At 62.0% G+C, this 26,188-nt stretch carries 18 protein-coding genes; 12 read left to right on the forward strand and 6 right to left on the reverse strand.

What is annotated here, in order from left to right; genetic code table 11:
• Positions 1 to 134: 134 nt before the first annotated feature.
• Positions 135 to 767 carry a VOC family protein gene (locus tag ACIQUH_RS09430; RefSeq protein ID WP_400814109.1) on the reverse strand — a complete coding sequence of 211 codons (633 nt, stop codon included), beginning with the start codon at positions 765 to 767 and terminating at the stop codon, positions 135 to 137.
• 98 nt (positions 768 to 865) lie between these two features.
• Positions 866 to 1,789, reverse strand: a complete 924-nt coding sequence (locus ACIQUH_RS09435) for a LysR family transcriptional regulator (RefSeq protein WP_400814111.1) — start codon at positions 1,787 to 1,789, stop codon at positions 866 to 868.
• Positions 1,790 to 1,885: 96 nt separating this feature from the next.
• On the opposite strand from ACIQUH_RS09435, the gene ACIQUH_RS09440 reads away from it, so the two are divergent.
• Positions 1,886 to 3,073: an acyl-CoA dehydrogenase gene (locus ACIQUH_RS09440; protein ID WP_400814113.1), complete on the forward strand. Its 1,188-nt coding sequence runs from the start codon at positions 1,886 to 1,888 to the stop codon at positions 3,071 to 3,073.
• Between the two features lie 318 nt (positions 3,074 to 3,391).
• Here ACIQUH_RS09440 and ACIQUH_RS09445 read toward each other — a convergent pair whose 3' ends face one another.
• On the reverse strand, positions 3,392 to 5,458 hold the full coding sequence (locus tag ACIQUH_RS09445) for a TonB-dependent receptor (protein ID WP_400814115.1): 2,067 nt from the start codon (positions 5,456 to 5,458) through the stop codon (positions 3,392 to 3,394).
• Positions 5,459 to 5,757: 299 nt separating this feature from the next.
• On the opposite strand from ACIQUH_RS09445, the gene ACIQUH_RS09450 reads away from it, so the two are divergent.
• Positions 5,758 to 6,534, forward strand: a complete 777-nt coding sequence (locus tag ACIQUH_RS09450; RefSeq protein WP_400814647.1) for an IclR family transcriptional regulator — start codon at positions 5,758 to 5,760, stop codon at positions 6,532 to 6,534.
• 2 nt (positions 6,535 to 6,536) lie between these two features.
• Here the strand turns inward: ACIQUH_RS09450 and ACIQUH_RS09455 are convergent, their stop codons facing one another.
• Complete coding sequence (locus tag ACIQUH_RS09455; RefSeq protein WP_400814117.1) at positions 6,537 to 7,838, reverse strand: NtaA/DmoA family FMN-dependent monooxygenase; 1,302 nt, start codon at positions 7,836 to 7,838, stop codon at positions 6,537 to 6,539.
• A gap of 214 nt (positions 7,839 to 8,052) precedes the next feature.
• Between ACIQUH_RS09455 and ACIQUH_RS09460 the strand changes: the two genes are divergently transcribed.
• The 7 genes from ACIQUH_RS09460 (at position 8,053) to ACIQUH_RS09490 (ending at position 16,155) form a co-directional block, all read left to right on the forward strand.
• Positions 8,053 to 8,853, forward strand: a complete 801-nt coding sequence (locus tag ACIQUH_RS09460; protein WP_400814119.1) for an ABC transporter ATP-binding protein — start codon at positions 8,053 to 8,055, stop codon at positions 8,851 to 8,853.
• Positions 8,850 to 9,863: a FecCD family ABC transporter permease gene (locus ACIQUH_RS09465; protein WP_400814121.1), complete on the forward strand. Its 1,014-nt coding sequence runs from the start codon at positions 8,850 to 8,852 to the stop codon at positions 9,861 to 9,863. Before ACIQUH_RS09460 ends, ACIQUH_RS09465 begins: the two co-directional genes overlap by 4 nt.
• A complete protein-coding gene (locus ACIQUH_RS09470) occupies positions 9,860 to 10,924 on the forward strand; it encodes a FecCD family ABC transporter permease (RefSeq protein WP_400814124.1) in 1,065 nt (354 codons plus the stop codon). The genes ACIQUH_RS09465 and ACIQUH_RS09470 overlap by 4 nt, the downstream gene beginning before the upstream one ends.
• Before the next feature lie 23 nt (positions 10,925 to 10,947).
• Entirely contained in the window at positions 10,948 to 11,901 is a 954-nt protein-coding gene (locus ACIQUH_RS09475) for an ABC transporter substrate-binding protein (RefSeq protein WP_400814126.1), read from the forward strand.
• Positions 11,902 to 12,135: 234 nt separating this feature from the next.
• Positions 12,136 to 12,975, forward strand: coding sequence for a siderophore-interacting protein (locus tag ACIQUH_RS09480; RefSeq protein ID WP_400814128.1), 840 nt, complete (start codon positions 12,136 to 12,138; stop codon positions 12,973 to 12,975).
• Positions 12,968 to 13,246, forward strand: a complete 279-nt coding sequence (locus ACIQUH_RS09485) for a phosphopantetheine-binding protein (protein WP_400814130.1) — start codon at positions 12,968 to 12,970, stop codon at positions 13,244 to 13,246. The genes ACIQUH_RS09480 and ACIQUH_RS09485 overlap by 8 nt, the downstream gene beginning before the upstream one ends.
• 62 nt (positions 13,247 to 13,308) lie before the next feature.
• Complete coding sequence (locus ACIQUH_RS09490) at positions 13,309 to 16,155, forward strand: condensation domain-containing protein (protein WP_400814133.1); 2,847 nt, start codon at positions 13,309 to 13,311, stop codon at positions 16,153 to 16,155.
• A gap of 307 nt (positions 16,156 to 16,462) precedes the next feature.
• On the opposite strand, the gene ACIQUH_RS09495 is transcribed toward ACIQUH_RS09490, so the two are convergent.
• The gene (locus ACIQUH_RS09495; protein WP_400814135.1) at positions 16,463 to 17,809 is read right to left on the reverse strand and encodes a condensation domain-containing protein; all 1,347 of its coding nucleotides are present in this window, start codon (positions 17,807 to 17,809) and stop codon (positions 16,463 to 16,465) included.
• 60 nt (positions 17,810 to 17,869) lie between these two features.
• Positions 17,870 to 22,321, reverse strand: coding sequence for an amino acid adenylation domain-containing protein (locus tag ACIQUH_RS09500; RefSeq protein WP_400814137.1), 4,452 nt, complete (start codon positions 22,319 to 22,321; stop codon positions 17,870 to 17,872).
• A gap of 81 nt (positions 22,322 to 22,402) precedes the next feature.
• Between ACIQUH_RS09500 and ACIQUH_RS09505 the strand changes: the two genes are divergently transcribed.
• The 3 genes from ACIQUH_RS09505 to ACIQUH_RS09515 all read left to right on the forward strand — a co-directional run bounded on the left by ACIQUH_RS09505 (position 22,403) and on the right by ACIQUH_RS09515 (position 26,187).
• Positions 22,403 to 23,578: an isochorismate synthase MenF gene (locus ACIQUH_RS09505; RefSeq protein WP_400814139.1), complete on the forward strand. Its 1,176-nt coding sequence runs from the start codon at positions 22,403 to 22,405 to the stop codon at positions 23,576 to 23,578.
• Between the two features lie 17 nt (positions 23,579 to 23,595).
• Positions 23,596 to 25,221 (forward strand): (2,3-dihydroxybenzoyl)adenylate synthase, encoded by a 1,626-nt coding sequence (locus tag ACIQUH_RS09510; protein ID WP_400814142.1) that lies wholly within the window; start codon positions 23,596 to 23,598, stop codon positions 25,219 to 25,221.
• Positions 25,222 to 25,317: 96 nt separating this feature from the next.
• On the forward strand, positions 25,318 to 26,187 hold the full coding sequence (locus ACIQUH_RS09515) for an isochorismatase family protein (RefSeq protein WP_400814147.1): 870 nt from the start codon (positions 25,318 to 25,320) through the stop codon (positions 26,185 to 26,187).
• Position 26,188: the final 1 nt, after the last annotated feature.

Genomic DNA, 26,188 nt, shown 5'->3' on the forward strand with positions numbered 1-26,188 from the left:
AAAAATCAGGAGCTATCCCCGGAAACGGCAAGGATTGTTGTCGGGCGCGTAAAACCGTTAGAGCGTTTTGGCTTTTCCTCGAATCGCCAAAACGTTCTAACTCTTCGTTTTTTCGCATTTCCGGTCGGACGGGATCATTGCTGCGGCCTGACCTGCGACATGATCGCCAGCAGGCCGCCATCCGGGTCCTTGAAAAAGGCCATCCACTCCTCGGTTCCATCGCCATGACGATGTATGAGATGCGGCGGGCTTTTAAATTCGACCTTGCATGCCAACAGCCTTTCATAGGTGGCACCGATATCATCCACCCTGAAATAGATGACCGAATTTGTCGGCCCCCGCCCGTCGACCGACAGGAAGAGCCGGGTGCCGCCGCAATCGAAAAATGCCAGATCGCCGAATGTATAGAGATGGGCCAGACCCAGCACATCGCGATACCAGGCCTCGGCAAGCGGCAGATCGCTGACGGAACGGGATATCTGGCCAATGGCGCCAAGCGCGATATTTTTACGCATCGGTTTTTCCTGTTTTCGCAAGGCGCTGTCGGCCGGCACAGCAAACCAGCGCAGAAGCATTTTCCTGTTGTCGAGGCCAAGCTTTCCGAGCGCATTGGCGATATGAAACTTCACGGCATCGAGGCTGATGCCGCGGCGGCTGGCAATCTGGCGGTTCGTCATGCCGTGCTGGGCGGCATGAACGGTCCGCCATTCGGCAGGCGTCAGAATATCCTCATGCGCCGGCCGGCCGCGCTGCCTCTTTGATTTCATGACCGATTTCATAACCCGATTTGCCGCGAATTTCCCTCCCCCCGCCGGCATTTGTCGGTGTGAGAGTCAGGATCAGTTAAACCGTCTCTGCCACGAGTTTATGAAAGGGGCGCGTTACGGGAAGCGTGATAGGCCTCCACCTGCCGCACCAGCCAGTCGCGAAACAGCACGACCGGCACGTGATTGGCCCGCGAAAGCGGCGCCACCGCATAATAGGAACTGGGGCTTTTGGCCTGATGATCGAAGGCTTTGACCAGTTGGCGTGACTTCAGCTCGTTATCGATCAGGAACAGCGGCATCAGCGCTACCCCAAGCCCGGCGATGCAGGCCTGCGCCACGCTGGAGAACTGCTCGAACCGCATGCCCTGCGGCAAAGCGAGCGACAGGCCGAGGCTTTCGAACCAGTGGCCCCATGCTCCCGGCCGTGACGCCATGTGCAGCAACGGCAGGGCGGCGATGTCCTCGCCCTTTTCCACCGGGTGGGCGCTGAGGAATTGCGGGCTGCACACCGGCGCGACCATTTCATGCATCAGAAAGGTGCTTTCCGCGCCCGGCCAGTCGGCCTGACCGATATGGATCGCCATATCCAGCTGCTCCCGCTCAAAGTCGAACTGGCCGATGCGGGTGGCGAAATTGATGGTGATTTCCGGATGGTTCGCCACAAAATCCGGGATGCGCGGCAAAAGCCAGCGGGTGCCGAAGGTGGGCAACATGGCAAGGTTCAGCGTATTGCCATGCGTTTTGGTCATGATCTGCAGCGAGGCGGAGCGTATCTCGCCAAGGGCGGAGGCGATGGATTTCGCATAAGCGCGCCCCTCGGTCGTCAGCGCCACGCCCCGCGCGCCGCGCTCGAACAGGCGCACGCCAAGCTGTTCTTCCAGTGACATAACCTGCCGGCTGATCGCCCCTTGCGTCAGCGCCAGCTCATCGGCGGCAGCGGAAAAACTGCCGAGCCGGGCAACGGAATCGAAGGCGGCGAGCGCGCTGGTGGAGGGCAGGAGTTTGCGGCTGAGAGACGTCATCAGCCATTACTATATGTAATGCAAAAATGAGTAAACATGGCTTGTGCCATCCGGCTCGAATACGAATAATCCGGCCAGCAAATCCGGAGGCATAACGTGAGCGAACGCGCAGCATTCAATTGGCAGGATCCTTTTCTGCTTGAAGACCAACTGACCGATGACGAGCGGATGATCCGCGACAGCGCCGAGGCCTTCGGCAAATCCGAACTGCTGCCGCGTATTCAGGAAGCCTATCTTTCCGAAACCACGGAGCCGGAACTGTTCCGCCTGATGGGCCGCACCGGCCTGCTCGGGGTCACCCTGCCGGAGGAATATGGCGCGGCCAATGCCAGCTACGTGGCTTACGGTCTCGTGGCCCGCGAGGTGGAGCGTATCGACAGCGGTTACCGCTCGATGATGAGCGTGCAGTCCTCGCTCGTCATTCACCCGATCTTCGCCTATGGCTCGGACGAACAGAAGAAGAAATACCTGCCCGGCCTCATTTCCGGTGAGCTGATCGGCTGTTTCGGCCTCACCGAGCCGGATGCCGGTTCCGACCCCGGCGGCATGAAGACCCGTGCCGAAAAGATCGAGGGCGGATATCGCCTGCGCGGTTCGAAAATGTGGATTTCCAACGCGCCGATCGCCGATGTTTTCGTCGTCTGGGCGAAATCGGAAGCGCATGGCAATGAGATCAGGGGTTTCGTGCTGGAAAAGGGCATGAAGGGCCTTTCCGCCCCGAAGATCGGTGGCAAGCTTTCACTGCGCGCCTCCATTACAGGCGAAATCGTCATGGATGGCGTGGAAGTCGGCGAAGATGCGTTGCTGCCGAATGTTTCCGGGCTCAAAGGTCCGTTCGGCTGCCTCAATCGTGCCCGTTATGGCATTTCCTGGGGCGTCATGGGCGCTGCGGAAGATTGCTGGTTCCGCGCCCGGCAATATGGCCTCGACCGCAAGCAGTTCGGCAAGCCGCTCGCCGGCACGCAGCTTTACCAGAAGAAACTCGCCGACATGCAGACCGAAATTGCGCTTGGCCTTCAGGCATCGCTGCGCGTCGGCCGGCTGATGGACGACCACAAGATGGCGCCGGAAATGATCTCCATCGTCAAGCGCAACAATTGCGGCAAGGCGCTGGATATCGCCCGGCAGGCCCGCGACATGCATGGCGGCAACGGCATCCAGATCGAATATCACGTCATGCGCCACGCCCAGAACCTCGAAACGGTCAACACCTATGAGGGCACCCATGACGTCCACGCGCTGATCCTCGGCCGGGCGCAGACGGGGATTCAGGCGTTTTTCTGAGGCTTGTGGACGGAGCGGGAATGGCGTCGATCATAGCAAACGGCGACGTTTCTTCTCACCGCCATTCCGGCCTTGAGCCGGAATCCAGCCGACGCGCGTCCGCGTGGCGGGAAGACTCCTTTCAGCCCAAGGACTTGGGCTGGCTGGATTCCGGCTCAAGGCCGGAATGACGGAGGGAGAGTGCATGACGCCCCGGCAAATGTGAGCCAACCCTCTGAGCCAAGCTCAAATCGTATCATCGGGAGCAATACCCCTTGAAACAGAAAGGCCTCCGAAGATCGCTTCGAAGGCCTTTTTCTTTTCAATTCAGGTGACGGCTCAGAACGTGCCGCGCACGCCGATGCCGAACATGCGCGGTTCGGTCATGCTGGCCTCGATGCCGCCAATGCCACGGTTTTCCTTCATCAGTGTCGGTGCGCGCTCATCGAAGACGTTCTTGACGTAGGCGTAGAATTCAAGCTCGTCCTGGAACTTGTAGCTCGCCCGCACATCCGCGATCGTATAGGGGTCGATCGCATAGACAGCCTTGTTATCCGTATCGGAATAATAACCGTCGAGATGGCGCACCTGTCCTGACACGGTGAACTTGTCCGTCACGTCCCAGCTTGCGCCGATGGTGAAGCTGTAACCCGGCGACTTGGCGAATTCCTTGCCGACATAGGCGGCGTTGCTGGAAATCTCGTCGATCTTCGTCTTCAGCAGGCCGGCGCTGGCCTTCAGCGTCAGATTGTCGAGAACCCGATAATCCGCGCCGATTTCCAGACCATAGGCATGGGCCTCTTCGGCATTGACGGTATAGGATTCGCTGATGCCCGTGGAGACGACGACCGGTACGTTAAACTGGGCATTCTTCATGTCCATGTAGAACAGGTTGCCGTTCACCGTCAGCGTATCGTCCAGCAGGCTGGCGCGGGTGAAGAGCTCATAGTTCCAGATGGTTTCCTTGTCGAAGGTGCGCCATTTGCTGGTCGTCAGGTCGAATGCGACGCCGCCGGGATTGTAACCGCGGCTGATTAGGCCGCCCACCGTCCAGTCGTCATTGATGGCATAGGCGAGCGACGCCTTGGGCAGTATTTCCGAGAAGGTTTCGTCATAGTTGACCGAGCTTCTGCTGGTGGCGCTCAGCGTCCGGTAACCGGCGCGCTGAATCTGGTCCTGCTGGTAACGCAGGCCACCGGTCAGGGTCCATTGGTCGGTCAGGCGATAGCTCAGCTCGCTGAAGAGACCGAGATTGTCCTTGGTATCGTTGAAGCGCGAGGTTCCGCGCAGATAAAGGATCTCGTCGGCTTTGGTATGCGCGTAATAAATACCCGCGACACCGCTCAGCACATCTTCCTGATCGCCGAAGGTCACACGCGTCTCGTGGGAGGTGTTCTTCAGGTCGACATCGGCATCGCCATTATTCGCAATGCCAACCCGGCGTTTGGCGATGGACGAGGAGAACTGCGTCTGGTTGAACAGTTTCACGCCGTTTTCGAAATCGTAGTTGATGTCGAGAATGCCGGTATTGGTGTACTGGCTGAAATTCGGCATCGTTGTGGTGACGTGGTTGAGATCCTCGAAGGGGCGCGACGCCGCTTCCTGGCTCGGCCGGTTGGAGGCGTTGTAGGAATAGGTCAGCTTGGTCGAAAGACCGGGAACTTCCGACGGTTCCCACAGAAGCTTGAAGCGACCGTTGAATTCCTTGAAGTTCTGGTCCGTTCCCTCGTGGGCGAAGGCGGAATTGATGTAGTCGATGAAGGTATCGCGGCCGGAATAATCGATCGCCATGCGCGCCGCCAGCTCATCCTCGATCAGCGGACCGGAAAAGGCGAAGGAACCGCGCTTCTGGTGATAATTGCCGATTTCCGCCTGATAGCTGGCTTCCGGTGTAAAAGTCGGGTCCTTGGTGTTGACGAGGATCGCGCCGGCAATGGCGTTGGCGCCCTGCGAGGTGGTCTGCGGGCCGCGGAACACCTCGATGCTCTCGACATCCCAGATGGAGCTCGCGCCATAGATGAACTCGTTATAACCGAGATAGTGGCCGTCGACATTGATCGTCGCGCGCGGCACCGTGCCGGTGAAGAAGGCGATCGAGCCGGTATTCGGTCCCTGCGTATCCTGTCCGCGAATGATCGGGGCGCTGACATTGTCGGTATAAACGACGTTCGGAATATCCTTGATCGCTTCCGATACGGTCGGGTCGCCGGTCTTTTCCTTCCTGATTTTCTCGCCGGATATGACCGAGACGGACGACGCCGTGTTCTTCATGTCGCGCGCCACTTTTTCACCGGTCACGACGATCGGCTTCAAGACGGTGTTGCCCGCCGCATCAGCCTGCTGATCCTGACCGAGAACCGGCGTCACAAACAATGTCGCCAGCGTCAGAGCGCTGACCCCGCTCATCAAACGACCGCTAGAGCTAAACCCCATCACACACCCCTAAGAAACATGAGTATTAAAGTCATATTCAAGTAACGGAAGCGTTATCTGTTTCGCAATAGAGAATGTGTTCTGTATTGCGGACAAAAAGGCTTCCGTAACGGGATGTGCCATATTTACAACAAAGTTTATGGACCGCTTCCTGCGCATCGCTTGGCGTTTCAAAAGGGAACAGCGCAGCGCAGCCCGCAGAAATCGATTCCGATTCCCGCCCCGATGCGATAGGCATGCTCGACAAAACGGGGGGAGCGGGCTTGAACGCCATGGATGACAATGCGGACAATCTGCCGGAAAACGAGGGCGAAAAGCGCTCTGCCCTCATTCAGTCGGTGTCGATCGCGGCGCGTTTCCTCAATCTGCTCGCCAGATCGGATACGGCGCTCGCGCTGGGCGAGCTGGCCAAACGCGCCGGCACCGGCCGCTCCACCGCGCATCGTTACATGCAGAGCCTCGTGCGGGAAGGACTGGTGATACAGGATCCCGCCAGCGGCAGTTACGATCTCGGACCCGCAGCGCTGGGGATCGGCATCAGTGCGCTCCGGCGAATCAATCCGGTCGAAACCGCCGGCCGCCAGATGAATGCGCTCGCCTCCAAGATCGGCGCCAGTTGCGGCGTGGCGATCTGGACCGAGCGCGGCCCGACCGTGGTGCGGTGGGCGAGAAGCGCCAGCTTTTCCATCAGCACCGTGGCGCTGGGCGATGTTCTGCCGCTGGACAACAGCGCCTGTGGGCTGGTTTTTCAGGCTTACCTGCCGCCGGACAGGGTGGCCGCGGTGCGCAGGCTGCAACCCGCCGCCTTTCGCGGCTCCCGTCCCGATGCCGCCATTCTGGAAACCATCCGCCACGCGGGTGGCGCGGAACTCAATGAACATCTGTTCTCCGCCCTGACGGGCAAGGCAGCGCCGGTGTTCGACGCCCAGGGCGAACTCTGTTGTGTCGTCACCACCGTATCATTCGTGGCCACCGCCGAGACCGAGCAGCATTTTTCCCGGCTGATCGAAGCCGCCGGACAGGCGACGGCCGAATCCGGTGGCACATAGGCCTATTCGGCCAGATGCTCCGCAAAGGTGCGGCCGGAATAGGCCGTGCGGAACAGCCCGGCATCGGCGAGCTTCGGCAGCAGCCGCTCCAGCACAAGCCGCATGGACGCTACCGAACCGCCGGGCACCGCGACAAAACCGTCGATCGCGCCGGCAGCGGCCCATTCGCGGATGGTTTCAACGGCATCGTCTACGGTGCCGATGATCTGCCAATGGCCCGACCCCATCACTTCCGGACGCCGCAATAATTCCTCAACACTCAGCGTCTCCCGCTCGATCAGCCGGCGCAGCAGGCCGGCATGGGTGCGGCTTCTCGGTGTTTCCGGCGCCGCCGGCAGGTCGGAGGCGGTAACGATCCGCGTGAGCGGCCAATCCGTGAGATCAAGACCCGTCATATCGCGAATGGAGGCAAAGGCGCGGGCGCGATTGGCGCGGGCATGGGTCTGCGCGAAGAGTTCCAGCGCCTCCCTGCCGGTCTCCGCGAGATAGAGGCTGAGACCCGGCATCAGCTTCACGCCGTCTGGGTTACGGCCATGCCCCTCGGCACGCCGCCGCAAATCCGCCCTGAGTTCGATGGCCGCCTGCATGTCAGGTGCGGAGGCAAAGACAGCATCGGCCACCGACGAGGCGAAATCACGCCCCTCGGGAGAAGCGCCCGCCTGCACCAGCGGAATGCGGCTGGCATGGGCCGGCAGGTTGAGCGGGCCCTTGACGCTGAAATGCCTGCCTTCATGCGCCACCGGCCGCACCAGCGAAGAATCGGCGAACCGACCGCTTTCCCTGTCGAGCTTCAGCGCCTCATGGGGAAAACTTGCCCATAGCTCTTTCACCACCTGCGTGAATTCGGCGGCGCGCTCGTAGCGTTCCTGCGGCGAAGGCATCTCTTTCAGGCCGAAATTTTCGTGCCCCTCCAGCGCCGTGACGATGTTCCACCCCGCCCTGCCGTTGCTCAGCCAGTTCAGCGACTGGATCTGGCGGGCCACCACATAGGGCGGCAGAAATGTGGTCGAAACGGTGGACAACAACCCGACATGGCTGGTTTCCCGCGCAATGGCCGCAAGAAGCATGGTCGGGTCCATGCTGGCAAATCCGCCGCCGGTCTCCAGCCCCTCGGTGCGCAGAAAAAGCGTATCCGGCCGAAACACGAAATCCACATGGGCGGCTTCCGCGCGCTGCGCCAGATCGACGAAATAATCGCTGGAAAACACCCCGTTTATATCGCTGTCCGCCCGTCGCCAGGCTTCGCCGCTGAGCCAGGTTGGGGCCAGCGACATGCCGACATGAAGCTTGGCTGCGACTGACATGATGCACCTCGACTGAAATAACCGGCAGGAAATCCGCACGTTGAATCGGCAAATTTCGATTTGTGGAGAGTTTTACTATAGTTTAGTGTCGCTTCAAGACCACACCGTCGCGCTCGCCGGAAAGAAATGCTTTTTCTGCGGGTTCGATGTTGAAATTCAAATACTTATAACGACCGTGCGGCGTCTCGACGCATGGGCGCATGAATAACAGGAGTTGTATCCGGTGCTTAACGCCACGGACCTTCACGCCAGCTATGGACATGTTCCCGTCTTGCGAGGGCTTTCCGCCCGTTTCCGGAACGGCCGCGTCACCGCGCTGGTCGGCCCCAATGGCTGCGGCAAGTCGACGCTGTTGAAGACCATCATGGGTTTCGTGCCTTTGTCATCGGGGGCAATAAGGCTTGGCGAGCGTTCGATCGGCGAGATCGGACGGCGCGAACTGGCGCGGCGCATCGCCTATCTGCCGCAGGAGTGCCATTGCCCTGACTATATGACGCTCGGTGAGCTGATCGAGCTTGCCGGTTACGCCCGTTACGGTCTTGCAGGCGGCCCGACCGAGCGCGACCGTGCGCTTTTCGCCGAGGCGCTGAAGACCGTCGGGCTGGAAGACAAGGCAAGAGCGCAGGTCAACACGCTGTCCGGCGGGCAGCGCCAGCGCGCCTTCATCGCCATGGTGCTGGCGCAGGATACGGATGTCATCCTCATGGACGAGCCGGTCAACCATCTCGACATGAAATATCAATATGCCGTTCTCGGCCTCGTGCGCGAACTGACGGACAGGCATGGCAAGACAGTCATCGTCGTATTGCACGATCTCAACCTCGCCTCCACTTTCGCCGATGATGTCATCATGCTGAAAGCCGGCCGGGTTCTGGCATCCGGGCCGGTGGAAAAAACGGTCACGCCCGAAAATGTCGCCGAGGTCTTCGATCTCGAAGCGGATATATTCTCCCGGCAGGGGCGGCTCATCTGCGTGCCCAAGCTGGAGCGGCAGGAACAGGCCATTCCGGCATGACCTCGAAAATAACGCTGACTTTCGCCGCCGCGCTGCTGCTGGCCGCCATCCTTGCCATCAATCTGCTTGTCATGTCCGGCGACATGCCGCTTGCCGAAATCGTGGCGACGCTCTGGCGCGGCGAGGCCGACAGCTATGGGCAGTCGGTGCTTCTCTATCAGCAAATCCCGCGCTCGCTGATTGCGATCTATGTGGGGGCGACGACGGCCGTCAGCGGCTGCGTGCTGCAGGGGCTTGTCCGCAATCCCCTCGCCTCGCCCTCCACGCTTGGGCTGAATGCCGGCGCGACGCTTTTTGTGATCGCCGGCGCGCTGGTGTTCGATGTCTCGCCGGAAATACAGGGCCTTGCCGCGCTCGCGGGTGCAGGCTTCGGTTTTGCCGCCTGCTTCGTCGTCGCGCGTCTCGCCGGGCGGGCAAACGATCCACGCGGCCTGTCGCTCATCCTTTCCGGCGCGCTTGTTTCCATGCTGCTGATCGGCGTGACCAACGCCCTGCTTCTCTCCAACCCTACACGCCGCGCCGAATTCCTGAGCTGGGTGGGCGGCAATATCAACCATGTCTATGCCGAACGGCTCACCGATTTCTGGTGGATCGGCGCCATTGCGATGGTGATCCTGTTGTCGGTCGCCCGGCCGCTGACGCTGGTTCTGCTGGGCGCGGAAAAAGCCGCCTCCGCCGGTGTGAACGTCACGCGTATCTCCCGGGTCGCGCTCTTCGCCACCATGCTGGCCTCGGGCTCGGCGGTGGCGATCTGCGGCCCGATCGGTTTCGTCGGCCTCATCGTGCCGCATATGATCCGGCCGCTGGTCGGCGTGAATTTCACGCTCGCCCTGCCGGCTTCCGCGCTTGTCGGCGCAGGCCTCTGCGTGCTGGCCGATCTTGGCGCGCAAACCCTGTTTGCGCCCTATGTGGTCAATACCGGGCTATTCATGGATCTGCTCGGCGGCCTCGTCTTCATCGTCATCGTCAAGCGCTTCTATCTTTCGCCTTCGGCAAGGGGGCTATCATGAAACGGCATTTCGCCACCGACGGCAAAGCCGTGCTCAGGCTGCCGGGCGGCCTGCAGATCGGCATCGGCAATCTGAAAGCCGGCCTTGCGCTGCTTGTGCTGGCATTGGCGCTCGCCGCCCTGTCCGTCAGCCTCGGCAATACCGAAACGGGCCTCGCCGATCTCCTGCGCGGATTGGCCGGCGGGCATCTCGGCGACGATCAGACCTATGCGCTGTGGACGGTGCGACTGCCGCGCATCCTGCTCGGTTTCATGGCTGGCTGGAGCGTGGCGCTGGCGGGCGCGATGCTGCAATCCGTCGCCCGCAATCCGCTCGCCGATCCCGGCCTGTTCGGTCTGAGCCAGGGGTCGATGACCACCATCATGCTGCTTCTGGTGCTGGTGCCGACGGCCCCCAAGACGCTGGTGGCGCTTGCGGCGGTCGGTGGCGGTCTGGCTGTCGCCTTTCTTCTCATCGCCCTCGTCGGGCGGGAACGCTCGAGCGGCCTTGCCATATTGCTGATGGGCATTGCAATTGAATCGGCGCTCTCCTCCGTCTCCTCGGTGCTTCTGCTCTATACGCCGGCGGAAACCTCGCTGTCGCTGGCCGACTGGATGGCGGGTTCGCTGTTTCAGGCAAGCTGGCCGACCATCACTGTTTTCGCGCCGCTCTTTGCCGCAAGCCTTGCCGGCATTTTCCTCATCGGGCGCGCACTTGCCGTCTTCGATCTCGGAAATGAAATGGCCATGGCACTGGGGGAAACGGTCAGGCACTCGCGTCCGCTCGTCATTGTTTTTGCGGTGATCCTCAGCGCCTCCTCCGTTACCGCGGTTGGCCCGCTGACCTTTCTCGGTGTCATCGCCCCGCATCTCGCCACCTTCGTTTCGCCCGCCGTCGGCCGCGCCAGGCTTTTCCTGTCGGGGCTCACCGGCGGCATTCTGGTCGTCACCGCCGATACGCTGTCGCGCGGGCTTGTCGCCGATACGCCGATGCCGATCGGCCTTGCACTGACGCTGATCGGCGTGCCGCTTTTCATCCTCACGCTGCGTCTTCAGGCGCTGCGCAGAACCAACAGTCACTGAAGACATCGAATAAAGGGAATGCCATGCGAATTGCCATCCTCATCGCCGCCCTTCTGGCCGCCGGAACGAGCCTCGCCGCCGAGCGCAGCGTCACCGACGCCGCCGGCCGCACCGTCTCCGTTCCGGAAAAGCCGCAGCGCATCGTCGTCATGCATGAGCCGCTGCTCGGTGTGCCGCTGATGGATCTCGGCGCCAATGTGGTCGGCGCCTATGGCCGCAACAGCGACGGCAAATTCGCCACCGCCGTCGATTTCGTCGATACCGTTCTCGGTGAAGGGCGCACGAAACCGAAGGGTTTCGGGGCAGTCGGCCAGATCGACCTCGAAAAGCTGCGGGCGCTGCAACCGGACCTCATCGTCGCGACGGAAATGGATGGCGGCAAGGCCGAACAGCTCTCCACCGTTGCCCCCGTCTATCTGCAAAAGGTCAGCACCGGCCATGCCTATGGTTTCACCGTCGAGGAGAATCTTGCCGCCCTGGTCGGGCGAAGCGATGTCTTTGCCGAGCGCCGGAAGACCTATGATACGAAGCTCGCCGCCGTCAAAAAGACGCTGGGTGAGGATATCAAGGGCAAGACCTATCTCGCGATCCTGCTGACCGACCAGATCAATGCGGTGGGCGACATGTCCGGCGCGGTGCAGGCACTGGAGGATCTGGGTTATACCCGCCTGAAAATCGACAACGCCGCCTCTTCGGGCGGCATGGGCTCGACCCTGATGATGCCGCTGAGTGCCGATGCTTTCGGCAAGCTCAATCCCGATCTGCTCGTCGTGATGAACAGCTATACCAGCCCCGCCCGTGGCGAGGCGGGAACGCGCGCGGCACTGGAAAAGATCATTCCCGGCTGGGAGCGTTTCGTGAAACCGGCACGCGAGAACAGGATCGTTTTCCTCGATTCCACCAGGGTCACGACCCCTTCCATTCCGAGCGCCCTGCACACATTGGATGAAGTGGAAAGCTGGGCGGGCCGCCGCTGAGCATCGTTCTCCCAGGCCAATCCCGGCACGATTTAAGTGCCGGGTATAAACTTGAGTTTTTGGAGAAAGTTATATTGCCGGGGCCGAAACCGCCTGTTATGGTTCGCGCATCTTGACGCAACGAGGCCGGAATATCGCGCCGGATGAGATTCCCAACGCGCGATGAACCGGCACGCCGACCCGGGACAGCGAGACCGCCGAACCCGTCGGCGATATCCCAGGAAAGACAACAGCATGAGCATGCCAGAAACGATAGATTCCCCCATTCCGGACCGCACTCCCAAACGCCATCGTTATACCGTCACGCTGCGCGCGCTCAATGTCGCGCGTGTCGAAAAGCTCAGCCGGTCCATGGTGCGCATCGTCCTGACCGGACCGGAACTGGAGGGCTTTGCGAGCCTCGGTTTTGACGATCACGTCAAGATGTTTTTCGCCCAGCCCGGTGAAACCGAGCCGAGCCTGCCGGTGATCGGCCCGAACGGCATTGAATTCCCGGAAGGCGCGCCGCGCCCGCTGGCGCGTGACTACACGCCGCGCAGCTTCGACGCCGAAAAGGGCGAACTTGCCATCGATTTCGCCACCCATCATGATGGCCCCGCCAGCAACTGGGCGAGAGCCGCCAAGGTGGGCGACAAAGCATGGATCGCCGGTCCGCGCGGCTCCTTCACCGTTCCCTTCACCTATGACTGGCACCTGCTGATCGCCGACGATACCGGCCTTCCCGCGCTGGCACGGCGGCTGGAGGAAATGCCCGAGGGCACCCGCGTCGTGGCGCTGATCGAGGTCGAGACGGATGCGGACCGCCTGGAGCTTACAACGAAGGCGGATGCGTCTATCGTCTGGGTGACGCAGAAGACGGAAAACGGAACCGACCACGACGCGCTGGCGGGCGCGCTGCGCAAGCTCGAACTTCCGAAGGGCGATTTCTTCAGCTGGGTCGCCTGCGAATCGAAAACCGCGAAGGAGGTTCGCGCCCTTCTGGTCGAAGAATTCGGCGCCAATCCCAAATGGACGCGCGCTTCCGGTTACTGGCGGCGCGGCGCCAGCGGCGTTCACGATCATTTCGATGAATGAACCGGCAATCGCGGCGCGTGTCATGCTGGAGGCGGAAACGATGATGACGGAACTCAGGGCCCTTTTCGCCGGGGTTCTGGACGATGAGGTGCGCGATATCGAACCGGGGGACAACCTGTTCGGCTGCGGGCTTCATTCGCTTGCCCTCATGCGCCTGATACCGCCGCTTTCGCAGCTTGCCGGGACACGGCTCGATTATGACGATCTGGCCCGGCAGCCGACGCTCGCCGCCTGGCAGGCGCTCATCGAACGGTCGCGCGCGGGACGTTGATCCCGCAAAACAGCACTTTTCGCGCCGGAGCGCGATTCCCGAATATTTCCAAGGAGAGGACCATGGCAGCAGACAATACGCGTATGCTCGCACGTCGCATCGAAGAAACCTTCGACAGGGGGGATGCAGCCCCGCCGAGCCAATACGAAGAACGGGTCTGGTTCGAACAGTTTCAGGACCCCGATCAGGTCTTCCGAGGCCTTCTCGCCTATCGCATCGGTGAAGAGTGCGATCTGCTGCGTCTGACCGCGGCACTGAAGACGGTTTGCGAGGTCTGGCCCGAGCTTCGTGCACGTTTTGCCTTCGGCGAAGACGGCACGCTTGCCAAGAGCATCGAAGTTCCGTCCGCATCCATCGTGCAACTGCTGCATGTTCCATCGGCAGGCGAGGCGCTGACTTTGCTGCACGACCTTCAGGCAAGGCCCTTCGATGCCGAGACCGATCCGCCGTTTCAGGCCGTCGTGCTTCTGAGCGAAGGCGAAATCCTGCTGGCATTTCTGGTCCACGGCCTGCTTGGCGAAGTCCTCTCGCCGCAAATCCTGCTGGACGGCATTTCCGCCGCCTACACCGGGGAGGAGCCGAAGCCGCTTTCGCCGCGCGCGGCCGAAAGTGACAGCGTCGACCCGCTTCCGCTCCACTGGCTGCAACGTCCGGCCTCCGGCTCGACCGTCGTGGCGCTGCGGCAAAACGGGGTCGACAGGCCGGCGAGCCACAGCCACGGCGTCGATCTTCCCGCCACCCTGCTCGGCCTCAACAGCTCCACGGCGGCAAATGCGCTGCTGGCCCGCGCCGGTGCGCGCTTTGCCCTTTTCCTGGCAACGAATGGTGGGCCCGAAACAGTGACCCTGCGCCTGCTGCCCGGCGCTGCAATGCCGATTTCAGCGGAGGCTGCGGCAAAAGTATCGGTTTCCCGCGGCCAATCCCCCGAACAGGCTGAAAAAGCCGTGCTGGCGGGACTGGAACAGCGAAAAGACAATGAAGGCGGAACGGCCACCTTCACGCTGCAGGCGCTTGCGACACCCGTTCAGGCCATATCGGAGCATGGCCTGCAGTTCGAGCACCTGCCCCTGCCCTCCCTGCAATCCGGTCTCGGCCTGACGCTCGCCGCCGGCCCGACAGCCGCCGGCGATATCCGCCTCGAATTGACGGGCGGCAGGGAGACATCGCCGCATGCGACGGCCTTCCTGCTGGAACGTTTCGTCAGCCATCTTGAAGGCGGCGCGGATTTTTCCGGCATCGTCCCTCAAAACATCGTCCCTCAAAACGTCGCGGCAGCACCCGTGCAGGCAGCCCTTTCGCCGGCTGCTTCCGGTCAGAACGACGACGACACCGTTGCAACGATCCTTGCCGAATTCCGGGAAGCGCTCGTCTCGCCCAATATGGGGCCGGATGACGATTTCTTCGATTTCGGAGGCCATTCGCTGATTGCGACGCGCATCATCGGGCGCCTTCTCGCCAATCACGGCATAGAGCTGCGCTTCAACGACCTGTTCAGCTATCCGACCGCCGCCTCGCTCGCAAAACAGGCGACCCGGCTCGAAACCGCCGCACCCGCGCAGGCCGAGGCAACGGCGACCGGCTCGCTCACCGCGCCGCTGTCGCTGGCGCAGATGTCGCTCTGGAAGGCCTATGCCGCCTTCGGTTTCGGCGAAATCTTCAACATTCCCTTCGCGCTCGATTTCCTCGATCCCGTCGATGAGAATGCCTTCGAATGCGCCTTCCTCGACATTATCGAGCGCCATCCCGGCCTGCGCACCCATTTCTACATCGAAAACGATACGGTTCTGCAGAAGATCGTACCGATGCATGATCTGCCCGGTTACAAATGGTTCTGGACCAGCGAAGAAAGCGAAGGGGTGGACCGGCACGCGGAAGCCGGCTGGCGGTTCGATCTTGCGCGTGAACTGCCGATGCGGCTTCGCTTCCTGCGGGATGCGCAGACCGGCCGCCAGGTGCTTTCCTTCCTCTTCCATCACATCGTGCTCGACGAATGGTCGGTGAACCTGATGATGGACGAACTGACCGAGGCCTACCGGGCAAGGGCGGCGGGCAAAGCTCCGGTCTTTGCGACGAAACCGGCGCCTTTCCATGAATTTGCGAGAAAACAGGTCGCTTCAGGCGTCAATGCCGGCCACCTTGCCTATTGGACCGACATGCTGCGGGATGCGCCGAAAGGCCTTACCCTCAACGGACAGGATGGCACGCCGCACGAGGCATCGCAGGACGAAGCACCGGCAGGCGGCTGGATCGAATTCAAGCTGGAAAAACATGTCAGTGACGGGCTTTACGCCATTGCCAAGCAGAACAGCGCCTCGCTGTTCAACGTGGTATACGCCGCCATTGCCGCGTCCCTGCGCCATCTCGGCGGGTTGAGCGATCTCGTTGTCGGCACCTCGGCTTCGGGCCGCACCGATAGCGGTTATTTCGATACGATCGGTTATTTCACCACCGTCGTCGCCCATCGCGTGCGTTTCGGCGAGACCATGACCGTCGGAGAGCTGATTTCTTCGGTGAAGAACACCATCAACGGCTCGCTGGAACATAGCGAAATCCCGATCGATCTCGTCGAGGAAGCGCTGGGCATGACGCCCGGCCGCGACCATCTGTTCGAGGTCTTCATCCAGATCCACGCCAAGAACAAGCTCAACGGCACCCTTGCCGGACCGGATGGCAAGCCGGTGGAGTTCCGCCAGATCGACCCCGACAAGCACGAATCCATGCTGGGACTGCAATTCGAGGTGATGGAGGAGATGATCGGCGGCGAGCGTTCCATTCGTGTGCTGATGAGCTACCGTGCGGATCGCTACGGCCCTGAGGATGTCGAGCGGCTGCGCAACACGACGAGCGGCGTCTTCAGCCGCTTTGCCGAAGCCGGCGCTTCGAGCCGCGTGCTGACGACACTCGCCTGAGCCGGACCTGGGCAAGGAAAACCCGGCTTCGCCTTAGCGGAGCCGGGTTATTTTTGCCTATGAACGCTGATGAGAATGTATTGGCGCGGCCGCTGCATCCGCACGCCGTCACCCCGGGCTTGGTCCGGGGTCCAGTGCGATCAAGTCCTTGATCGCGGGAGAGTCCTTTCACGGCGCAGACGCGCCGTGGCTGGATGCCGGATCTAGTCCGGCATGACGGAAAAGGGATTGTCCGTCTTTATCGGCAACGTATGCCCGGCCTCACACCCTGAAGCCGGCCTGGCATTCACCCACAGTCGTCACCCCCTCAAACCGCCAGACGGAATGCCGTGGACGCCTCAGCCGCCGCAAGCGTCAGCGCTTCCTCGCGCAGCATGGCATTGAGGAACAATGGCAGTTCCTCGCGGTAACGGGCGAAATCCTCCGCTTGCGTCAGCGCCGAATCCGCATCGATATGCAGGTTCAGCTCGCTTCCGTCATCCTCGCCGCGGAAGGTGAGGTTGAAGCCGTCGCCGGGACCATTGGCAAGGATGTGCCTGATAACCTCAAGCCCGGCAAAGACCGGCGCACTGAAGGGCAGGACATTGATGAGCGGCGAGAAGAAAAAGCGCCGGCCCTTGGGGATTTCCCGGTCGGCGGCAATCTGCTCGATGCGGTAGCGGCCATGCAGGCGCTGCTTTCGCAGATTGGCGGCGTTGCGCCTCAGAAATGCACCGAGGCTCTCGCCCGGCTCGATGGTGAGATGGAAAGGCAGGATATTGACGAGCATGGCCGGCATATGCGCGCCGACGCTGCCCCAGCGGCTCATGAAAGGCAGCCACAGGGTCAGCACATCGCGATCCGGCCGCGGCAGGACACGATGGAGATAAAGGCCGGAGAGCAGCACCAGAAGGTCCGGCCAGCCGATCTCCAATGCGCCCGCCACCTGCTGCAACCGCGCGCTGAAACCCGGCGGCAAGGCCGCATCCGCATGCAGGCCGCCGCCGCCATAATCCTCGCAATCCTTGTCCAGCACCGGCAGTTCGGCGGGTGCGGCGAGATAGGCCGCCCAGAAATCGCGGTCCTTTTCGAAACGCCGGCCTTGCTTATAGGCATCCTCTTCGGCAAGGAAATCACCGAAGGGGTGGAAATCCGGACCCGCTTCGCCCTTGCCGCAATAGTGCCCGTAAAGCTGGCCGCAGCGCTGCTCGACCAGCGTCAGCCCATAGCCATCCACGACGATATGATGGGCGCGGATGTACCAGAGGTAACGATCGTCGGCGATACGATAAAGCAGCTGCGCCGAGAGCCTGTCGGTTCTAAGATCGAGCCTTGCTTCCACATCCGCATTCATGCGCCGCAGCGCCTCTTCCAGAGGGGCGGAATCGCCTCGGAGATCGACAAGCTCCACCACCGGGGCATGGCTTGGATCGCAGCATTGCTGCGGCGTCTCGCCGTCGTCGCCGATACGGAAACGGATCGACAGGACTTCGGATTCGCGCACGGTGCGCTTGATCGCCTGAAGGAGCGCGCTTTCATTCACCGCACCGGAAAGATCGATGTAATGGGCGACGGTGGAAACCGGCTCGTCGGGATGGAAGGAAAACTCCTCCCAGAAATCGAGTTGCGGCTGCGTCAGTGGAAGCCAGCCGCCGGCAGGATCGATATGCGCCATCTGTTTTTCCTTGAACTATTTCCGTTATCGGGCGCGAAATCCCGCCCGAAATGATTGCGTTCACGCCGCCCGGGCGGCCAAAAGCGAGGTCACCTGTCTGGCGTTGCGGCATCGCAAAAGCTGCTGCGGCGTGAGCTCCACGCCGAAGGCCGTGCGGATTTCCGCCGAGACGGTTTTCAGATGCGACGGCAGAAGACCGAGCGCCAAGAGGTCGCTGTTCGCATCGACATTCGCCGGTTTTTTACCCAGCACGCCGAGATAGATCTCCAGCACCCGGCGGTCGCCCTGATCGACGGCGAGGGCCGCAGGGGCGGAGATTTTTGCCGATTCCGCACCACCGGTCCCCTCGGTCAGCAATTCGCGGGCGCGACGCCGATCCGGCTTGCCATTGGCCGAAAGCGGCAGATCGTCGACCTTGAGGAGCCGGCCGGGCACATGCGATTCCGGCAGATGGCCGCGGGCGAAATTGCGCAGATCGGCGCTGGAGAGTTCGAGGCCGGGTGCAACGACATAAAGCACGCCGATGGCCGCCTCGCCCTTTTGCTCAACGCCATAATCCACCACCAGAACCCGCTGGATGGAAGGATGGCGGATAAGCTCGTTTTCCACATCCGGCAGCGAAACGCGCACGCCACGCACCTTGACATAGCCATTGACGCGGCTTGCAAACATGATCTTGCCATCCGGCCGATAACGGCCACGATCTCCAGTGCGGAAGGCGCGCACCGGCTCTCCTTCCGGATCGGCAACGGTCACGAAATCCGTCTGGGTAATCGCGCCATCTTCGAGATAGCCGATCGCCACATTCACGCCGGCCGTATGAATGCGGCCAACCACGCCGGTCGGGCAATGCCCGCCCTGATCGTTGAGGACGAAATAGCGATTGGCGGGCAGCGGGTGACCATAGGGCACGGCCGCGACATCTTCCGCAACGATCTCGTGCCAGATGCTCCAGATCGTCGTTTCCGTCGGCCCACCGAGCGATATCAGCCGCAGGTCGGGCTTCAGCCTGCGCAGCTCTTCGATGATGACAGGTTTGATGTAATCGCCGCCCTGCGCGACGAGCCGCAGCGAGGCAAGCTGGTCACCCCGGCGGCAGGAGAGAAGCATTTCGAGGATGGCGGGCACCGAGCACCACAGCGTGACGCCATGTTCGGCCACCAGCTCGTTCCAGCGCACCGCATCCTTTTCCTCTCCGGGTTCCGGCAGCACCAGGGTCGCGCCGGCGACAAGCGCGCCGAAAACATCGAAGACGGACATGTCGTGGTGCAGCGGCGTGACCGACATGAACACATCGCTATCCGTCACCGCCCATTCCGCAAGCGTGCTGCCGATGACATTGGCCGTGGCGCGGTTGGAAAGCACGACGCATTTCGGTTTGCCTGTCGTGCCTGACGTATAGAGATAATAAGCGGGCTCCTCGCTTCGGGAGAGCGCCGCTACCTCCGCCATGGTAACGGGTGGGCCAGCCGGCGCGGACAGAAGCGCCGCCGGATCGACAGCATCGAAACCCTTGGGAACGCTGCGGGCGACGATGGCGGCCGGGCGGCAATTGGTCAGCAAATAGCGCAGGCGATCCTCCGGCGAGCCGGCATCGACCGGCACCCAGACGGCACCCATAAGTGCTGCAGCAAGCGTGATGGCCGTATGTTCCGGACTGCGCGGCAGGCACACGGCCACGACATCGCCCCGGCTAACGCCGCGCGCCTTGAGGCCCGCCATCGCCCCTGCCACCATCTCTCCAAGTTCGCCATAGGCGATGCGCCGCCTGCCGCTGACCAGCGCTGTCCTCGACGGGTCGCCCTCGAAAAGATGAGCGGCGATCCGCTCCAGAAATGGCGGGCAGACAAAGCCTCGTTCGTCGCCGTTCAGCCGGTAGTGAGACAGGTCGACAATATCGCGGGCGTTGAAGGAGAAGGCGCCGCCCTCCACGATCCCGCCAACCGCGTGCTCGATGGCTTCGAGAATATCCGCCACCATGGCCGCATCGATAGCCTGCTCGGCATAATCGATATCGAGAACGAGATCGCCCTGCGGGTTCTGCGAAAAGCGGAAATCCAGCGCCACTTGCGGCGTCTGGGTCAGTCCGCCGGTCCATCGCATCGTCGATTCGGGTGAAAGCGTCGGCCAGGTCAGACCATTGGTGATCACGACAGGCAAGGCGAGCCCGCCGGGATTGGCATTGAGAAGTACACGATTGAGATCGATACCCGAAAAGGCGAGATGGTTCAGCCCTTCCAGCACATCTCTCTGGAGGCCCGCCGCCCGCTCCGCAAAGCTGTTCCTCGCCGCATCCCATTGGATGGCGATGAAGCTCGAGCGGTTGGCGAAAGCCCCTTCCACCTGCGGCGCGACGGGGATGCCGACGACGAGCGCGCCTTCATTGAGCCAATGCGAGAGCACATCGAGGATCACCGCCGTCAGCGCCGAATTCTTGAACAGCCGCTCTTTCGCGCCGATCCGCGAAAAGGCGGTGAAACGCTGTTTTTCGACAGTCAGGCTCTGGCGACTGTAACGGGACGTGGGAATGGTTTCGAGCGGTGCTTTCCACGGCAGTTGCGAAGGCACTTCGGCATCTTTCAATTTTTCAGCCCAATAGGCGGCATCCCCGGCACGGGCAGCCGAAATATCCTCCTTCGGCGCTGCGGTCGCAGCCACGGTTTCTGGCGGCAGGACGCCATCGAAGAGTTCCGCCGCGAGGCTGGCAATGGCCCGCCCGTCAAGGATAAGCGCGTCGAAACGCAGGAAGACCACGACCTTATGCTCCGTTGCCCCGGCATCCGGCACAAGAAACACCGTGACCTGCCATGGAGAGGCTGCGAGATCGAAATGCGCATGGGAAAAATCCCGTCGCACGGTCTCGATCCTTACCTCGGCTTCCGGAAGAGACAGGGCCGAAAGATCGACGAGATCGAGATTGATCTTCGGCTCGTCGGAGACCATCTGCACCAGACGCCGCTCGTCGATGCGGGTGCGCAGGCTTTCATGTCTCGCGACCATTGCGGCTAGGCGCGACTGCAGCAGTTCCGGGTCGATATTGCCGCGATATTCGCGGAACTCCTGCATCGCCACGCCGCTGAGCGGCAGGTGGGTGCCGCGCCCGAGCAGATAGGCCTGTTGCAGCGGTGAGAGAGGACGTTCCATGGGTTTTCCTTTTGCCTTGGCCGTCGCTTCCGACTGCCGTGCGACAAATCGCTCCACGCTTTCGCAAGCGAGATCGGGGGTTTCGGCGAGCCGGCGGAGAAGGGCGACGTAATTTTCGAACAAAGCGCGCAGCCAGCTTTCCGGCAGCGCATCGAGCCGCACATCCCAGTTGATCAGCAACCCGCCATCCAGCGCCGCCACCTGTGCATCCAGCGCGACCCCCGGCCCCTGCGAGACGGTGTGGACCATCGGACCGAACACCCGGCCCACCCGTTCCGAAAACAGCTCTCCGCCCGCAAGATCGACCCCGGCGGTAAAGACCACCGGCGAGGTCTGCAAACCACCGCGTTGGCGGGAGAGATCGCGCATGACGCTGACGCCCGGATAGGACTGGTGTGCGAGAAGCCCGGTCATCTCACCGAACAACCGGCCGAGCAGCGCTTCGAGGCTTTCTTCAGGCCTGATGTCGACGCCGAGCACGAGCACGTTGGAAAACTCACCGACGATGTCATCGACCCCCTGCACCAGCGGCGCGCGCCAGAAGCCCGGCACGGAAAGCCGGAATTTTTCCGCCCCGGCCGCCCGCGACAGCGCCACTGCGAAGACGCCAAGCAGAAGGGTCGATGTCGTCACGGAAAAACGCCGCGCCGTCTGCTCCAGACTGCCGCGTTCGGCCGCCGAAAGCGTCGTGGCGAGCCGGTCCGTGTGAACGGCACGCGAGGGATCATCGGGCAGAAACGGCAGCGGCGGAGCGTCCGGAACATCGGCAAGCCGTTGCCGCCACCACAACCGGTCCCTCTCGCGCAGGCCCCTCAAGTCAGGATCGGATGCGAGACGCTCCGCCCAGTCGAAAAAGGACGGCGTTACCGGTTCGTAAGTCCGGGTTTCGTCTGCGCCTGACGCCGTCTCGTAAAAACGGGCAAGGTCTTCCATCACGATCCGCACGCTGGCCGGATCGATGGCCAGCATATCGGTATCCACATGCAGGCGGCAACGCTCTCCCGGCAACAGGCTGAGCGAGATCGCCGCCGGCGCAGCAACCCGAAGATCGGCGCGGCGATGGCTCCATTCCTCGCGTTTCGCCTCAAGCCGGCGCGCAAGCGCCTCCGAGTGAAGCGCGGTCATGTCCTCCACATTAAGGCGGAGCGGCCGGCCGGCAGGATCGACGGACTGATGGCCTTCCGCATCGATCCTGAGGCTCAGCATGGGGTGACGCCCGCCGAGCCTTTCGACGGCAACGGCCAGTTTTTCCGCATCCACCGCCTGCCCGTCGAATTCGAGATAGAGATGGGGCGTAACTTTCCCGAGTATTCCATCCGCCTCGCGGCCGACCCAATAGGCCACCTGCATGGGGGTTAAATTTAGCATGTGAATTTGAACCGGTTGACAAAACATGATTAGCATACTCAAGTATAAGCCATCGTCAACCACTCGCACAGGAGGCATCCCATGAAAACGGGAGCACTCAGGACGAATGACGTCGAATCCGACGAAATTACTGAATTTAATAGAGAATTTCTGTTTACTTCCGGCAGCGGGCAATTGCGCGCCAAGGGCATTCGCGAAAAGATCGCGATTCCCGCCCGTGGCGGCGAAGACATTGCCAGCCCGCTGCAGCAGGCGTTGGCAGGCGCCTTCGAGCGTGCGCGCCGGGACGGACAGGAGAACCCCATTGCCATCGGCGCTATCCCCTTCGATGTCAGCGAACCGTCATGCCTGTATATTCCATACAACTATGAATGGAATTCCAAGGATGCCGAGCCGATCGTCGCCGATTCGGCCATGCCCGCCCTTGTCGGCCAGAACAGCGTGCCGGACGAGAGCGGTTTCAAGCACGCCGTCGAACATGCCATCGTCAATTTCCGCCATTCCGAGGTCCGCAAGGCGGTGCTTTCGGTCATGCGTGAACTGACTTTCGCCTCCGAGGTCAATGTCGAAAGATTGCTGGCGAGTCTGGCCAAACAGAACCGCGAAGGTTACCAGTTCCGCATTCCGCTGCCCGATGGCGGCGACCTGATCGGCGTCAGCCCGGAACTGCTGATTCGCAAGCAGAGCGAGAAAATCATCTCGAACCCGCTGGCGGGATCGGCAAAACGCATGGTCGATCCGGCGGCGGACAAGGCCAATGCGGATCGTCTCTCGGCTTCGGAAAAGGACCATTACGAGCATAGCCTCGTCATCGAGGATATCCGCTCGCTGCTTTCGCCGGTCTGCGCGGAACTCGATGTTCCCGAAAAACCCTCCCTCATCAACACGGCGGCACTCTGGCATCTTTCGACCCGCATCGAAGGCCGCCTCGCCGATCCCGAGACCAACGCGCTGCAGCTTGCCTGCCTGCTGCACCCGACGCCAGCCGTCTGCGGCTTCCCCACCGAGCGCGCCCATCGCCTCATCCGCTTCGTCGAGCCTTTCGAACGCGGCCTCTTCACCGGCATGGTCGGCTGGACGGATTCTGAAGGCAATGGCGAATGGGTGGTGACCATCCGTTGCGGCACCGTGCAGCGGGAAACCGTGCGGCTCTTCGCCGGTGCCGGCATCGTGGAGGCCTCGGAGCCCGAATCCGAATGGGCCGAGGTGCAGACCAAGCTCAAGACCATGCTGAACGCCTGCGGTCTTGCGGCCTAATTTTCCAGGGACAAACCATGACAATCGAATTCCAACGCTGGCCCGAGGATTTCGTTCGCCGATACCGCGAACGCGGCTACTGGATCGACCGGCCGCTGAGCGGCATTCTCACCGAACAGGTGCAGCGCCGGCCGGACGCCACAGCGCTGATCTGCGGCGACCGTCGTTTCACCTATGCCGATCTCGACCGGCAATCCTCCAATCTGGCCGGACATCTCTCCGCCGCGGGCATCGGCAGGGGTGACACGGCGCTGGTGCAATTGCCGAATATAGCCGAGTTCTATCTCGTCTTTTTCGCGCTCATCAAAATCGGCGCCGCCCCCGTCAATGCGCTTTTCAGCCATCGCCGGCTGGAAATGACCTCCTATGCCGAGCAGATCGCGCCGAAGCTGGTGATTGCCTCGCGCAGCCACGAGCTTTTCGCCGATGACGCATTTGTCGACGCGCTGAAGGCGGCCTCTCCAGGGCTTGCCGTGACCCTGCTGCTCGGCGAAACCGATCCGCAGCGCAGCCTGGAGCAGCGGCTGGCCGCCCCGGCTGAAAATCCACCGGCTTACGCCCCCTCCGCCGCCGATGAGGTGGCACTGTTCCAGCTTTCCGGCGGCAGCACTGGAACGCCGAAACTGATCCCCCGGACGCATAACGACTACGACTACAGCGCCCGGGCCAGCGCGGAGATTTGCGAACTTTCGCCTGAGACCCGTTTCCTCTGCGCCATTCCGGTGGCGCATAATTACCCGATGAGTTCACCCGGCGCGCTTGGGGTGTTCCACGCCGGCGGTGCCGTGGTCATGGCTGCCAATCCGGAGCCGCTGGCCTGCTTCGATCTGATCGAAAAACACGGCGTCGATATCGTGCCGCTGGTGCCGCCAGCGGTGGCGCTGTGGCTGCAGGTGGCCCCTGCGCATCGTGAAAGGCTGAAATCCCTCAAGCTCCTGCAGGTCGGCGGTGCAAGCTTTGCCGAAGCGCTGGCCCGCCAGGTGCCGGAAATGCTTGGCTGCGGCCTGCAGCAGGTGTTCGGCATGGCGGAGGGCCTGGTGAACTACACCCGCTTCGGTGACCCCGACCATATCGTCTTCACCACACAAGGCAGGCCGATCAGCCCCGACGACGAAATCCGCATCGTCGACGAGGACGGCAACGACGTGCCCGAGGGCGAAGCCGGCATGCTGGCGACCCGTGGCCCCTATACGTTCCGGGGATATTACCGTGCCCCCGAACACAGCGCCCGGGTCTTCGACAAGGATGGGTTCTATTATTCCGGCGACGTGGTGCAGCGCACGCCGGAAGGTTATCTCCGCGTCGTCGGCCGGGTGAAGGACCAGATCAACCGCGGCGGCGAAAAGGTCGCTTCGGAAGAGGTGGAAAACCTCATCCTGCGGCATCCGGACGTCACCCATGCGGCGCTGGTGGCGATGCAGGACGAGCTTCTCGGCGAAAAAAGCTGCGTCTTCGTCGTTTCCCGCAACCCGTCGCTCAAGGCGCCGGCCATCCGCCAGCACCTCGCCGGTCTCGGCGTCGCGGATTACAAGCTGCCGGACCGTGTGCGCTTCATCGAGGCGATGCCGCTCACCGCCGTCGGCAAGATCGACAAGAAGCGCCTGCGCGACCTGCTGACGTCACCCATCGCCATCAGCGCCTGACACGCAGCACAAATCGAAAGGGACGCTCTAAAGGGCGTCCCAAATTTCCAAGATTACGCGCCGCATGCGCCGGCGCAGCAAAATACCGAGGTCATCATGACGATCCCCACCATTTCCGACTATCCGATGCCGGTCGCCGCGAGCTTTCCGGCCAACAAGACAAAATGGCAGCCCGATGCGAAACGCGCCGTGCTCCTCATCCACGACATGCAGCGTTATTTCCTTCGGTTCTACGAGGCCGACGGCAAGTTGATGACCACCCTCATCGACAATCTCGCCAAGGTGAAGGCATGGGCCGTTCAGAACGGCGTCCCGGTCATCTATACCGCCCAGCCGCATAACCAGCCGCCCGGCGACCGCGCGCTCCTGAACGACATGTGGGGCCCGGGTCTCACCGTCGTCGATCCCGAATTGCAAAAGGTGGTGGACAAGCTTGCCCCGACGCCTGACGACGTGGTGCTGACCAAATGGCGTTACAGCGCCTTCCAGCGTTCCGACCTAGCCGAACGCATGAAGGGCTGGGGCCGCGACCAGATCATCGTCGGCGGCGTTTATGCCCATATCGGCTGCATGATGACGGCGGTGGAAGCCTTCATGAAGGATATCCAGCCCTTCATGGTCGGTGACGGGGTTGCCGATTTTTCCGAGGCCGAACATCGCATGGCGCTGCAATATGTGGCAACGCGCTGCGGCGTGGTGATCGACACCGCCAGCCTTGTCGGTGCCGGCCAGGCCGGTGATATCAGCGAATGGCTGAAAGCCCGCGTCCTGCAGATGGTCGAGGACGAAAGCGATATCGACCCCGATGAGAACCTGATCTTCTACGGGCTGGATTCGCTACAGGTGATGAAGCTCGCCGGCGAGCTGAAGGAACGCGGTGTGACCGTCGGTTTTGACGAGCTCGCCCGCGTGCCCACACTCTCCGCCTGGTGGGCGCTGATCGAAGAAAAGCGGCTCGCAGCCTGAG

It is taken from the genome of Agrobacterium sp. NPDC090283, assembly GCF_044769685.1.
Taxonomy (GTDB): Bacteria; Pseudomonadota; Alphaproteobacteria; order Rhizobiales; family Rhizobiaceae; genus Agrobacterium.